Consider the following 14,327-nt stretch of genomic DNA (forward strand, 5'->3'; position numbering starts at 1 on the left):
CTTAGATTATAATACCATAAGTGCATTCACAAAATTCTGGAAGGTATGGTTGAATTTGAACCTGCTAACCCAAGACATAGAGAACGATTATACGACAGAAGTATCACCGTAGGGAAAACATCACGCAACGAAGACATCGCGAAACGGATTGTAGAGGAAGGATCGGAAATAAAGTATGATACTTTATTATCCATTATCAACCAGATGATCGTATAATCCGCGAAATGTTACAAAACGGCACTAGCGTATTGACCGGAGTTTGCTAGTATACTCCGAGCGTAACGGGGCTATGGAATAGTTCTACAGAGAAGTTTAATTCCGAGAAACATGAGATTTCAGTCAGCATGAGCCCTTCAGCCGAGTTGCGAAAAGCTCTTTCACATTATTGAAAGCTCCGCGTGTGATTGAATATGAGCATACTTTACGTATAGGCAATGGTGGAGGTAGCGATCGTCCGGAAATCGAATAAAACGGTTACGGGAAAAATTTGACTTGGTGGCTGAAGAGGGGAATCCTTTTTGTTGATTCATTATTTAAATTGAAATAAGAAGTTTATGAATAAAGGTGTTTATCAATGCGTTTTGTTAGTTCTGTTTTTTAGTGGTATGGTGGCTTGCTCAGATCGCTCGAAACAAACAGTGCCTTTTGAGTGTATGCTGGAAGGAGAAGTGAAAGGGTGGTCGGAGTGTAGTAGCTTGGCATTGATAGAAGCGGAGAAAAGGGAGGAGGCTGTTCCGGTGGTGTCGATACCGGTTGTCGGAGGAAAATTCGAATATACATTTCGCGACAGTGTCAATCGTCTGTATCAATTGTACGGTAAGTTTGATGAGGGTAACCGCCGCCGACGTGTTGAGTTTATTTCAGAGAAAGGGAAACTATTTGTAGAATTGTCGCGGGATGAGGAAGAACTGATTTCACAAATCCGTACGGATTTACCTTTTAACAAGGAGCTGCAATTGGTTGCTGATAGTTCCATAGCGGTAAAATTGTTTACCAAACGCAAACAAATGAAAGCAGATGGATTGTACTACCTCTCGGAAGAATATAAGGAGTTGTCGGAAGCTGCCAAGCAGTTGGAAGGGGAGATTTTTTTCAGCCAGAATCCGGAGAGGGAACGATTGTTTGAGTATGTCCGTACGCATCCGACATTTACCGGATTCTGCCTTTATAAATGGTTGTTGTTGAAGAATGTCGGACCGTTTTTATCTTTCCCGTCTGATCCGAACATACCGGTTTTAAAAGAAATCTATGAAACGGTGTATAAGGAGAAATATACCGATCATCCTTATCAGAAAGAGATAAAAGATATGTTGGGTAGTTTGGATGTGAAGGAAGGAGCTTCTTTTGTTGATTTTGTCGCTCCTGATTTAAATGGGAATCAGTATCGCTTGTCGGATTTGATAAAAGGAAAGTATGCACTGTTAGACTTGTGGGCTTCCTGGTGCGGACCCTGCCGTTCCTATTCCAAAGATATGAAACCCGTATATGAAAGGTATAAAAATCGGGGATTCACGGTTGTAGGCGTGGCTCGGGAGGTGAATGATACGGAGGCCATGCGAAGGGCGATTGAGAAAGATGGATACCCTTGGATCAATCTGTTTGATTTGAATGATCAGGTCGGAGTTTGGACAAAATATGGTGTGTTGAGTGCCGGCAGGCGTTTGTTGATCAATCCGACGGGTAAAATCCTGGCTTTGGACCCGCAATCCGAAGAGGTAGAAAAGTTGTTGGAAAAATATTTAAACAAAACATTATAAAGGATTTGTATGAAGAAGAAAGTTTTAAGCTGTTTGATTTTGTGTTGTGGACTTCTTTGTTCTGGTTTTTTACAAGCAAAAAAGTCGTTTTTACTTGAAGGTGCATATATTGTTACAAGCGATTCATCGACAAACACAGTTCGTTTGGCAGCTGTGGAATTGCAGTATTTTATTTGGAAGACGACTGGTTTTAAGCCGGAGATTACTTCGCGGATTCCTGTCGGTTCAAAAGGAATCTTTGTTGGTCGTAGCCGGTATACCGAGGCTATGCAATTGGCGGACAAGCCGTTTGGCGAACAGGAATATCTGATTGATGTGACTCCGGAACGTATTGTGTTGATGGGACAAGATGAGGATTTTCAGTCGGAAGCAGAACGGAATAAAGGACGCGACAATAATGGTATTAGTCCGGAAAAGGATAGGCCAGTGTTGGATTATGGTCTTGTGACAGGTGATGATTCAGTAAATGGATTGATGGTTCCCCTACCTTCTATTTATGATGCACAGGGTACTTGTTATGCTGTATATGATTTTATTGAACGCTTTTTAGGTGTTCGTTTTTTCGGACCAAGTCCGGAAAATGTTTTTATACCAGAGGCTCGAAAGATTAAAGTCGCTTGTCAACAGATACGACGTGCTCCGGCTATCAAGTATCGTCATGGGACCTACACATTTGAATGGCCGATCGTTAAAGAGCAGTATATGGGAGCCACCGGTGATATGCAGCAGCTGTTTATCCGCCGCCTACGTATGGGAGGACGTAAATGGGCTGCCAATCATGCCTTTACCGGCTATCAAGATCGTTTTCTGCGAAAGAATCCGAAAAGACCGGAATTGTTTGAATCTTATCATCCGGAATATTTTGCCAAGGGAAGGAACGGAGGAGCTTCGGAACGGCAGTTTTGCTATACCAATCCGGGGTTTATCCGGCAGGTAGCCGAAGATGCTGTTCGGTATTTTAGAGAGGGTAAGACCTTTGCCGAACAGATTGCCTTAGGTGACTATTTTGCTATTGTCCCGCTGGATAATGCGAATTGGTGTACTTGCGAGGAATGTCAGATGCAGCTTGCTCTAGACAAAGCGAATATCATTGGTTCGCATTTCAATTGTGGCACGGCCACCCATTATATATGGAATTTCATAAACAACGTGGCCAAGGAAGTGAAGAAAGAGAAGATTATGGGCGACAAAAAGCTCACTGCGTTGGCCTATCATGTGTATGCCTATTTGCCGAAAGATATTCAACTGGAAGATAATATTGCAGTAGTTCCTTGCCTACATCCTAGAAACTATTGGGTCCCGGGGATGGAAAGAAATGAAATGAAATTTTATAAGGCTTGGATTGAAGAGAGTAAGAAATCTGGACGTGATGTATTTTTATGGAATTATCTCTGCTTCCCGACAGAAAGAGGGATCATCAGTAATTTTAATGTGTTCCCTGGTTTCAATATTCATAAATCAGGTGAACAGATCCGGATGTATGCAGCCGATCGGGTGAAAGGGGTTTTCTTCTGCGGAACAGGCGAACAGTTGGATTTTTACATTACCATGCGCTTGATGGATGATCCGGCATTGGATATTGATCTGTTAATGGACGAGTTCTTTGACAACTATTTTGGCCAAGCTTCCAAATCCATGAAGGCGTTTTATACGAAGATCGAATCGGTCTATAGTGATCCGAAGAACTATCCGGAAAACATTCAAACGGAAGAGGCCCAATTTCATCAAACGGAAGAGATTGCCTGGAGATATTTGGGAACACCAGACGTGATGGACGATTTGCGCCTAACAATCGAGAAGGCTCAAAAGTCGGCTAAAAGTGACCTTGAAAAACGTCGTGTCGAAAGCTGGGTGAATGGTGTCTGGAAGTATATGTTGAAAGGATATAGCAGTTTTAATCAAAAATAATAATTTGTCATGAAGACACATTGGATGTTATTAGCTGTATTGTTTTTACTCTCTTGTTCGGACGATAATGGTCTGGACAAAAAGGAGCCGGGAACGGATGAGCCGGAAATAGATGTGGTAGAACCTGAATTATACCGGGCAAACCGTATGTTGATCAAACATGGATTGCAGTTGCAGTGTTGGGTGGCTACCGATAATTATGAATTGGGAGGGAAGGCCGGACAGCCAGCCTATAACCTGTCGATCCCGGATTGGAAGTTGACGGGATTCACCGGGCCTACTTTTTATGGACCACCTTTGATCAATACATCTTATTTTGAAGAGTTTCCTGATAGCCAATGGGCGATGGCGAAAGCTCCTCATGCCGACCAACTGAAAAAAGAGCCGACAGATTATGAAAAGAAAAATGGATTTTTGTCGGAAGATCAATTGAAATACCTGGATAATTTGACTACGATCTGCTTTGGGGATGAAGAAGCGTATAAGTTTGAAAATGTGAAAATCCTGAAAGCTTGGTATGATGTTGCCCGAAGACTGTATCCGGATGCATTACTTCATAATAATCAATATGCTGGTCAATGGAGTAGAGCGGATATGTGTACGTATATTCAGGTAGCTAAACCGGACTTGATCACGTATGATTGGTATTATTTCCATACGTGGGATTCGGATAATTATATTGGGGCAAGAGATATGGCTGCCCATCTGTATGAGTACCGCGATTTGGCTTTGGGAGGATGGAATGGTGATAAAAAGGATTATCTGGCATTCGGACAGTATACACAAGGTTTTGTTAATGAAGGAACTTATAAGTTAACAGAGTCGCAATTGCGTTTATATTATTACATGACATGGACTTTTGGTGGAAAATGGTTGAATTGGTTCCGTTTTTTACAAGGAGATGGCTATGGAGGACAAACAGCGCCGACCGATTGGTCTTTATTGTTGGAAAACGGTATGCCCGGACAACCGACCAGGTACATGGATTGGGTGAATCAATGTAATCGGGAAAGTCTGTATATTGGTGATTATCTGGTTCGTTTGAAAACGACTGATATCCGTTATGTGGCAGGTACAGACAAATATACAGAAGGAGCTCCGGCTTATGTGTCGGCATTAAATCCTTCTTCTTATTTAAAAAAGGTATCTGGAAGGATTGTTGTTGAACCGGAAGCTGGTGGCGATGTATATGTGGGTTTTTTCGATGTTATTCCTGAAGAGGAACAAGGAGATCCGAACTTCTTTGCAAATAAAGGAAATGCATTCTTTATGTTAACTAATGGGTATGCATCTAAAGTGAAGGAAAATGCAGATGCTTTAACTCAAAAAATTAATTTTGGCATCGATCTTCCAGAGGCCAATGCAACACAGTGCTTTTGGATTAACCCTCAAACAGGAAAAAGGGAAAAGCTGAAGGCTATCGGTAAAGAGGATAATATTACTTATTTCGAGGTTGAATTATGGGGTGGTAGTGGCGCTTTGTTTATGCTTGCTCCCTGATTTTATAATTGTAAATGGATGAGGAATAGAATCCACTTCAAGTCTTTCAACTCTTCCCGCATGATCCGGAATGCTTCTCCAAGGTGGTATTTGACAGTGTTTACTGATATATTAGATATTTCTGATATTTCTTTATACCTTAATCCTGTCACACATTTGAGCAAGAATACTTTACGGCACTTTTCGGGTAACTTTTGTAAGGCTTGTTGTACTTCTTTTTGATAGATAAAATCCTCTTCTTCATTGAGTTGGTCTTTCCATTCTTCAGAGAGAGTTGTTATGAAATCATCTTTAATGATTTCCGATTTGTAGTAATTGATACAACTGTTTTTTATTGAACGGTAAGCATATGGTAAAAAAGTTTCTTGGGTTACGTTCAGGTGTTTTTTCTCCCAAATAGAGATGAAAAACACCTGAACGATATCTTCCCTCACTTGGCTATCTATAATGTATTTACCTGCGTAATTGCATAATAGCAAGTAATGTTCCCGGAATAATTTTTCGAATGCTTGTCCGTCTGTTATTAACATAACCAGTTCTTAATATCTAGTAAGCAAGTATTAATTATAGTATTATCGATCATCTCTATTTTGTAGTATTAATTCTCAGTGGAAATATCAATACTTCTTGGTTTGCATAATAGTCCTATAAGAACTAGTGCAATTTTTTATTTGTATATTTCTGATTATTAACCAACTCGTGAGATAGTCAATTTTGTAGGAAATAAAGAATGCCTTATACTTTATAGAATAATTAACAGAGCGGTAAAAATGTTATAGAATAATTCCCTGAATTTAACTTATTGTTTCAAAAATAGATTATATTTGCATTTGCAGGTGCAATAGTTCTTATAGGACTAAGATATTTTGTTTTTTAATCTTTCTCTTTTTTTTATCCATAAGTTTCTGTATTTTAAATAGATTACTAATTATATTGTGGGTTTACGTTACTGTACTGTATACTTCTTAAGCGTTGCTTGTTTTTAACATTCACAAATGTCGTGAATAACTTACCTGAAAATAAACTATCTGTAGGTGAATATGTTATTTTAATAGAGACATTAAAATACATAAAACAATGAAATTTTTTATCGACACGGCGAACCTGGATCAGATTCGGGAAGCGAATGATTTAGGTGTATTGGATGGTGTTACGACCAATCCGTCCCTGATGGCTAAAGAGGGGATAAAAGGAGTAGAAAATCAGCGGGCACATTATTTGAAGATCTGCGAGATCGTGGATGGAGATGTAAGTGCTGAGGTGATATCGACCAATTATGAGGGAATGATAAAAGAAGGGGAGGAACTGGCTGCCCTGAATCCGCATATCGTGGTGAAAGTCCCTTGTATAGAAGCGGGGATCAAAGCGATCAAACATTTTTCCGATGAGGGAATCCGTACTAATTGTACGCTGGTCTTTTCGCGTGGTCAGGCTCTTTTGGCTGCAAAAGCAGGAGCCACCTACGTTTCACCATTTGTAGGACGTTTGGATGATATTTCGAGCGACGGGATTGAATTGGTAAGAAAAATCGTAGAGATGTATACTTATTATGGGTATGAGACCGAAGTACTTGCCGCTTCCATTCGCAGTACACAGCATATTATCCAGTGCATTGAAGCCGGAGCCGATGTAGCGACTTGTCCGCTGTCTGCAATAAAAGGTTTGTTGAAACACCCGCTTACCGATAGCGGACTGGCAACCTTCCTGGCCGATTATAAAAAGGTGAACGGATAGGCCGCTAATGACAAATAATATTTTCTTTATTTTATAGGGGGCAGAAAAAAGTTTGTCACTGTTAACATTTGAAAACATATAGGGCCTGTCTGGTATATCACCGGGATGATATTGGAATGCGCCCCCGGTGGTAATGAAATGTCACCGGGATGGCATAATACAAAGGCTATAGCTTTCGGGTTTAGAAGCTATAGCTTTTGTCTTTAAAGTAAGTAGCTTTGGGGCTTAGTTGTTATTCACTTCTTAATACTTCAACCGGGTTGCCGGATGCAGCTTTGTAACTGTGCCAGCTGATAGTCAACAAGGTGATGAACAGCACGAAAATACCACTCAATAGAAAATGAAAGACCGATATGTCGGTATGATATACAAAATTTTCCAGCCATTGGTTGAGAAAAAGCCAGGTAATGGGAACAGCTATAACGAAAGCTATTCCGATCCAGCCGACGAATTGTTTGTTTAACAACAACATGATCTTTAGAGTGCTGGCTCCATTTACTTTTCGTATACCTATTTCTTTCGTACGTTGTTCCGTTGCGTATAGAGCCATTCCGAACAGGCCGAAACAAGTCAGGAAGATACTGATCAGCGAGTACATGATCATTAATTCGGCCAGCTCGGTGGTCCTGCTATTACGCTGCATAAACTCCTTATAGACATCCTGGTAAGTGAAATATTTACCCGGATTCATCCTTTCCCATACTTCTTTAACGGCAGCGATTGTTTGCTGACGTTCTTTGCCCACTTTGATTTCTGCAAAAGCATATCGTTTATCATCATCCTGGCCAATGTAAATGATACTGGGGAAAACATCTTCTTCAAGTGAATTGGCAAACATGTTCTCGGCAATACCTGAAACGACCACTTTTGGATTGTTGCTGTCCTTTTCATATTCTTTGCTGTCTTTGTCGTATTTACTTAGTTGCTGACCGACCGGGTTTTCTCCCGGTGGAATCAGTAGATCTGCATATTTTCGGGTGATATAGGCCGGATTTTGGAATTGTTCGAGTGCCTTATCCGGTTCAACTCCCTGTATGATGTCGATTTTTAATGTTCTCAGGAAATCACGTCCTCCCATGTATTGCGCTTTCATATAATGGCTTTCACTTCCATCCTGGTTTTTGATATCCACGGGAGTTATCCCCATGTTTAGTAAAGGACCACCTGTAAGTGTAACATTTTCTACGCCGGGTATTTTTCTTATTTCACGTGCGAAAGCCGGTAAGTAGGAATTGTCTGCTCCCCAATTGCCCACCTCGATTAATCCGTGATATCCTTCCGCTCTGTTTTGTATAAAATGAAGTTGGCTGTTTACTGTAAGTGTTGCGATGATCAGTCCGATAGAGACTGTATATTGGGCGATCGAAAGAGCCGTTACGATCCTTCTTTTCTTGTTCCCTGTGAAAAATTCGCGGTAGCCGGAGGCCGATAGTTTGGATATTTTCCGGCTGATATAAACAGAAGGAATGATCGATAACAGGAGTATGAACAGTGTGATAATCGGTAATGCCTGTCTGTTAAAGAAAAAAGAAGTCTCTATCTTTCCGGAAGTGATCGAATTGAATATCGGGATCAGATCGTGTGTTATCAGCAAAGATAACAGGAAGGCTACAATGACGGTCAGGAATGTATCGATAAATAGCTGGTGGTTTATATCGGTTTTTGTTGCCCCCATCAGTTTTTCTGTATGGATCATCCGCACTTGTTGCAACAGGCGGGAGAAGTTGAGGTTGATATAATTGAAACAGGCGATCAGCAGGATAAGAATGGCGGAGATCAGCCCGACGTAAAGTAATGTCTTTTGACGACTGTTCATGAAGAAGTAACTTTCCTGTGTGTATTTCTTGAAATAACTCTCTTGTAGAGTGTACATACGGTATTTTCCGTCGGGAACAAAAGTTTGTATGCCGTCTTTATGGATTTGTTCGGCAAACTTTTTCGTATCGATCGGGTGGTTGGTCATAAACAAACATAATCCTCCGGGGATTGGCCCGTCATTTCCGATTACGGCATCGAAGTCGATATAAGATTGTTCACGCGATCTCAGCACAGCGGCAATCTGATAGGTGGTTTCATTCTTTCCCTCTTCAATCGTACCATCCTCCAGTACACGGGTCGTTACATTGTTTTCACCGGTTATGATCGTTTGGCCGATCGGATTCTCTTTGCCGAAATACTTTTGGGCGCATTTTTCCGATAAGGCGATCTTATTCGGTTGTGTCAGCACTTCGTTCAAATCTCCATACAATACTTTATAAGGGAAGAAATGGGGAAACGAGGCTTCTGTTGTCATTATTATGATGGGGTCGAAACGGGTATTGTTTACTTTTATGTAATCCATTCCGATATTATTGAGGCATACATGATCTATAATCTCCGGGTATTTCTCTTTAATTTCGGCCGCAATGCCACCGGCAGTGAAACAAACCCTTTCACCCGGTTGGATCGGCGAATCCTGGTCCATCATATAAATGGTCTCCCGGTGAGGATTGTCCGCCTCCAGGTTATACTCATGGATAACAAAAATAGCCAGCAAGTTCGTGCAGGCAATGCCGATTGCCAGGCTGATGATCGATATGATTGAAAATGTCTTGTTCCGCCACCAGCTTCGCAGGACGAGTTTGAATGCGATTGCTTTCATTTTGTAATTCATAATAGGGTTATTCACTTCTTAATACTTTTACCGGATTGGCAGAGGCTGCTTTGTAACTGTGCCAGCTGACGGTGAGTAGGGTGATGAGCAGGACAAAAAGCCCGCTTATCAGATAGATGCCGATGTTCATATCTGTGTGGTAGACGAAATTTTCCAACCAGCGGTTGAGTAGCAGCCAGGTAATAGGGATAGCAATGATAAAGGAAATGCCTATCCAGGTAATGAACTGGCGGTTAAGTAGTAACATAATTTGTGGGCTGGTTGCTCCGTTCACTTTTCGGATGCCTATTTCTTTGGTGCGTTGTTCGGTTGCATAGAGCGCCATACCGAACAGGCCGCAGCAAGTCAGAAAGATGCTGATCAGTGAATACATGAACAGTAGCTGGGAGAGTTCGGTTGTTTTCTTATTCCGTTGCAGGAATTTTTGGTAAACATCCTGATATGTGAAATATTTGCCCGGATTTACTTTATTCCATGCTTCCCGTACGGCGGAGATACTCTTTTCTTTGTTATCGCTGAGGCGTATATAGATGTAATTGAACGAATTTTGGGGACTGTTGTTGATCCGGATGGTAAAAGGATAAACTTCGTCTTCCAGTGTGTGCGTGTATAGGTTATCGACGATACCGGCAACTGTCGTGACGGGTGCATTTGCCGGATCATTACCTGTATTCCCTTCGTCGAACTCTCTGTCAAGGGTATTGATCGGTTTACCAATCGGATTCTCTCCTTTTCCGACCAGTATTTCTGAATATTTCTCATTGATATATATCGGACGGGCATATTTTTCGACGGCTTGTTCGGGAGGAAGGCCCTTCAGAAGTTTCAGTTGTAAGGCGTCCAGAAAGTCGGGTTCACCAAAATAGTCGATTTGTGCCGTATATTTTTCACTGCCGTCTTCATTTTTCAGAACGATTTGCGTTATCCAGCTGTCCAGGATGGAACTTCCGGCAAGAGATACGTGTTTTATCTCCGGGTGTTTTTTAAGTTCACGGGCAAAAGGACGGATATAAGAACCGTTTTCCTGCCAGTCGCCCATTTCAATCAGGTTTTTATAATTATCTCCTCCTTTGCGGATGAAATGAAGTTGGTCGTTTACTGTCAGCGTGGCAATGATCAGGCCGATAGAAATAACATATTGAGCGATGGATAGTGATGTAACTATCTTCCTTTTTTTATTTCCTGTGAAAAACTCGCGGTAACCGGAGCCGGAAAGTCCGGATATCTTTCGGCCCATATATGCTGCCGGGATGATCGATAACAGCAGGATAAAACAACAGATGACGGGCAATGATTGTCCGTTGAAAAAGAAAGAGGTATGTAATTGTCCGTTTACGATTGAGTTAAACAGGGGAAGCAGGTCATGGGTGATTAGCAACGAACAGAGAAAGGCTATGATTACCGTTAGGAAGGTGTCCAGAAACAGTTGTTGGTTGATTTCTTTTCTGCTGGCTCCCATCAGTTTCTGTGTATGAATCATTCGTACCTGTTGAAGGAGACGTGAGAAGTTGAGGTTTATGTAGTTGAAACAGGCTATTAACAGAATCAGGATAGCGGAGATTAATCCCACATAAAGTAATGTCGGCTGACGGAAATTCAGATAATTCGATTTCTGTTGTTCGGTAGTGTAGAAGTAGCTATCTTGTAAAGTATCCAGATAATAGTTTCCGAGGTCTCCTTGTAAAGTTGGAATTTTGTCTTTCTTTAATTGTGCTTCAAATACTTTCCGGTCGATCGGCCTGTTCATCAGTAACAGGCTGGTACCTCCATAGAAGGAGTCTGAAATTGCCGTTACTGCCTCCAGGTTTAAAAAGGATTGTTCCCTGTCGGCTATAATGGCGGCAACCTGGTAAGCGTGTTCGTTGTTGGTACTGCCTTTTGTACTCAGCTCTTCATCAGGAAGGCTGAAATGTATTATTTTGCCGATCGGATTGATTTTTCCGAAAAGTTTTCGGGCAGTTTGTTCGGTAAGGGCCAGTTTGCCAGGTTGGGTTAAAGCCTCTTTCAGATCTCCCTGAAGTACTTTATAAGGGAAAAATTCAGGTAAAGACGGGTCTGCAGAGACAAGGCGGATTGGTGCATGTTTCACATTATCGATGGAAATATATTTGACAGAATTTCCACTTATTCGGAGATAGCTTTCGACTTCACTGTATTTTTCTTTCAACGTTACCGGGATATCAGCTCCTGCATATATTGTCTTTTCTCCGGTCTTCATCGGCCAGTCCTGGCTAAGTATCCAGATACGTTCTTTGTTCGGATTTCCGTTTTCTATTCCGTATTCATGAATTGTAAAGATGGCCAGCAGGTTGGTGCAGGCAATACCGATCGCCAGGCTGACGATGGAGATTATAGAGAATGTCTTGTTTCGCCACCAGCTACGGAATACAAGTTTTAATGCGACTGTTTTCATGTGGTAAAATATTTCCCGTAAAACTATTCCCTTTTCGCTTGCAAGACAAAAAATAGATGGAAATAATCCCGAAGCCACGGAGAAACGTCTAATAATTGGACAGTAATATATTTCGCGTGGAGTCGGTATAAAGTTTGAGATTATCCTTTTATCTTTGCTTCTGTTATGAGAAACGGGAAGATTATAGTTGTCGACGATAATGAGGCAGTGCTTAAAACATTGCGGACGATCCTTTCGCGTGAGTTTAAGACGGTGGTCTGTGCTTCGGTGCCGACTTTGCTACCCGCCTTGCTCCGGGAAGACGATGTGGATGTCGTTCTGTTGGATATGAATTTCGGGACCGGAAAGCAGAGTGGAGGAGAAGGACTTTTCTGGCTGGACCGTATCCGTGAACGTCCGAATCCGCCGGAAGTGGTGCTCATCACGGCTTTTGGGGATATCGAACTGGCTGTGGCTTCACTGAAAAGAGGGGCGGCGGACTTTATTGTGAAGCCCTGGGATAATGATAAATTATTGTCTACTGTTATAACTGCCTGGAATGCTCGTTCCGGGAGAAAACAAAATTCCTTTCGGAAGGAATCCGAATTTCTTTCGGAAGAAACAGATTCTGTCGTTACTTTGCTGGTCAACTCCCTTCTCCGGAAATATGCGACGGCATATGGAAAACCTTTTCCCGGTATTACCCCTGATGCATTGCGTAAATTATCGGATATAATACTTAGCGGCGATCTAACCCTCTTACAGCAAACGATAGAACGTGCCGTGCTTCTTTCAAATTCACCGTCGCTGGACAGCAGTGATTTTTATCTGGAAGATCCCTCTGCCCCGGCATCCCATCCGGTGACTTTGGAGGAGATGGAGAAGCAGTTTATCAGTGAAGTGCTTGCCGATAAAAAAGGAAATCTGACTCTTTGCGCACAGCAACTGAATATAAGCAGGCAGACGCTTTATAATAAAATGAAGAAATATGATCTTTCCTATTGATCAGATAGTTCTTTTATTACTTGACTACGATCATCACATATTGATTTTCCTTTATCCGGGTATTATCGAGTAACTCCAGCAGTTTCTGTTGTGCCGGAGAGCCCGTTCGTTTTACATTCATGCGCATTTCCGTCAGGGTACGGATCATATAAAGATAATTATCCGTTTGTCCGTCCGGCCAAAAGGTAAGTCCGCCGTCCAGGTCGTTGATGAAGCCTTGCTCTCGGCGTGGAAGTACAAATGTTTTACCTTCCTCTTTCAGGTAAACGGCCTGGTAACTCAGTGTCGGTTTATATTCATATTCGTATCCCAGCCAGCTTACAAGTTTTGGCCCCTTTTTCTGGTATATGCCCATAAATAATCCTTTGGGATTTTCATATAATGTACGTAACCACATTTTCCCGTCTTTCACTTCCTGTCCTTCTTCATAATCGGAAAGAACTCCGGATTTCCCGAAATGGATATTGTAGAGCGGAACGACCGTTTGCGGATCGCGTAACTGATATACCGTATCGCAGAAGGGGATCATAAATGTCATTTGATCCTGTGCTTCATTCCACCAGGAGGTCTGGAAGAACGGGATATTGTCCGTCTCTTTCCTGGAGAGTGCCGATTGTTCTTTCAGCATGAACTTGCAGAGAGTTTCTCCTTCCAGATTAAAGGTCAGCAAACTATTCGGAATACCTGTTGAGTCTTCATAATGACTTAGCATATATCCGGAAGAAGAGAATCCCAGAAGTTTATCGTTTTGCAGGTTGATCGGGTATTTTTTTTCTACTATTTCCGGAAAAACATATCTGTTGATTGTCAGCATAGTATCCAACGGTGGGAGTTCGGCGATCTGCGGATAATAAGGATCGTCGGTTCCCCTGTTATTTTGATCTTTACCACTCAAGGCACAATACATGCGGGTAGTCTTTTTGTCATAGAACAGGTTGTGCCCGTTCATTTCATTGTTCCATTTGTAGGCCAGTGCTTTGAATCCGTAACGTTTACTCGGTTTCCCTATTTTCCGGTAATAGAGCCGCGGATTGTTGAATGTCAGAAAAGCGTTACTATCCGGTATGGATATGGCCTGTGTAATTGTATAATTTGCGTCTCCGACAATATGATACTCTATTTCTGATGCGATCTGGCTGAGTTTCAATGGCTCTTTGTCACCCTCGATCGTCTTTTCCAGGTCGATGGAGATTGGAGTTGCCGTATAATCCACCTTCCCTTCGTATTTGGGCGGAGTGACCGGACGGATATTCTTTTCTTCTTTTCCTTTACAGCTGCCCAGGATACTGAGACATACGGTACAGATAGCGATCAGAGCAGAAAGCGTTTTCATGATATGCGTTGTTTTAATAGATTGCATCAAAAATAAGGATAATTT

At 41.8% G+C, this 14,327-nt stretch carries 10 protein-coding genes; 6 read left to right on the forward strand and 4 right to left on the reverse strand.

Features of this window, described 5'->3' with window-relative positions:
- The first annotated feature begins 45 nt into the window (after positions 1-45).
- From IEY67_RS25140 to IEY67_RS10435, 4 genes are all read left to right on the forward strand, one after another.
- Positions 46-216, forward strand: coding sequence for a hypothetical protein (locus IEY67_RS25140; protein ID WP_229801023.1), 171 nt, complete (start codon positions 46-48; stop codon positions 214-216).
- A gap of 338 nt (positions 217-554) precedes the next feature.
- Positions 555-1,757: a peroxiredoxin family protein gene (locus IEY67_RS10425; RefSeq protein WP_183668434.1), complete on the forward strand. Its 1,203-nt coding sequence runs from the start codon at positions 555-557 to the stop codon at positions 1,755-1,757.
- A gap of 9 nt (positions 1,758-1,766) precedes the next feature.
- Positions 1,767-3,665, forward strand: coding sequence for a DUF4838 domain-containing protein (locus IEY67_RS10430; protein ID WP_183668436.1), 1,899 nt, complete (start codon positions 1,767-1,769; stop codon positions 3,663-3,665).
- A gap of 9 nt (positions 3,666-3,674) precedes the next feature.
- Positions 3,675-5,165, forward strand: a complete 1,491-nt coding sequence (locus IEY67_RS10435; RefSeq protein WP_183668438.1) for a hypothetical protein — start codon at positions 3,675-3,677, stop codon at positions 5,163-5,165.
- Positions 5,166-5,167: 2 nt separating this feature from the next.
- Here IEY67_RS10435 and IEY67_RS10440 read toward each other — a convergent pair whose 3' ends face one another.
- On the reverse strand, positions 5,168-5,695 hold the full coding sequence (locus IEY67_RS10440; RefSeq protein WP_122373751.1) for an RNA polymerase sigma-70 factor: 528 nt from the start codon (positions 5,693-5,695) through the stop codon (positions 5,168-5,170).
- A gap of 547 nt (positions 5,696-6,242) precedes the next feature.
- Here IEY67_RS10440 and fsa point away from each other — a divergent pair.
- Positions 6,243-6,899, forward strand: a complete 657-nt coding sequence (gene fsa / locus IEY67_RS10445) for a fructose-6-phosphate aldolase (protein ID WP_183668440.1) — start codon at positions 6,243-6,245, stop codon at positions 6,897-6,899.
- A 232-nt stretch (positions 6,900-7,131) separates the two neighbouring features.
- Here fsa and IEY67_RS10450 read toward each other — a convergent pair whose 3' ends face one another.
- Together IEY67_RS10450 and IEY67_RS10455 are read right to left on the reverse strand one after the other, a co-directional pair.
- Positions 7,132-9,552: an ABC transporter permease gene (locus tag IEY67_RS10450; RefSeq protein WP_183668442.1), complete on the reverse strand. Its 2,421-nt coding sequence runs from the start codon at positions 9,550-9,552 to the stop codon at positions 7,132-7,134.
- A 7-nt stretch (positions 9,553-9,559) separates the two neighbouring features.
- A complete protein-coding gene (locus IEY67_RS10455; RefSeq protein WP_183668444.1) occupies positions 9,560-11,965 on the reverse strand; it encodes an ABC transporter permease in 2,406 nt (801 codons plus the stop codon).
- 165 nt (positions 11,966-12,130) lie between these two features.
- Between IEY67_RS10455 and IEY67_RS10460 the strand changes: the two genes are divergently transcribed.
- Positions 12,131-12,949: a response regulator gene (locus IEY67_RS10460; protein ID WP_183668446.1), complete on the forward strand. Its 819-nt coding sequence runs from the start codon at positions 12,131-12,133 to the stop codon at positions 12,947-12,949.
- A gap of 16 nt (positions 12,950-12,965) precedes the next feature.
- Here IEY67_RS10460 and IEY67_RS10465 read toward each other — a convergent pair whose 3' ends face one another.
- Positions 12,966-14,282, reverse strand: a complete 1,317-nt coding sequence (locus IEY67_RS10465) for a DUF4933 domain-containing protein (RefSeq protein ID WP_183668448.1) — start codon at positions 14,280-14,282, stop codon at positions 12,966-12,968.
- Between the last annotated feature and the right edge of the window lie 45 nt (positions 14,283-14,327).

Source organism: Parabacteroides faecis (assembly GCF_014647375.1).
Taxonomy (GTDB): Bacteria; Bacteroidota; Bacteroidia; order Bacteroidales; family Tannerellaceae; genus Parabacteroides; species Parabacteroides faecis.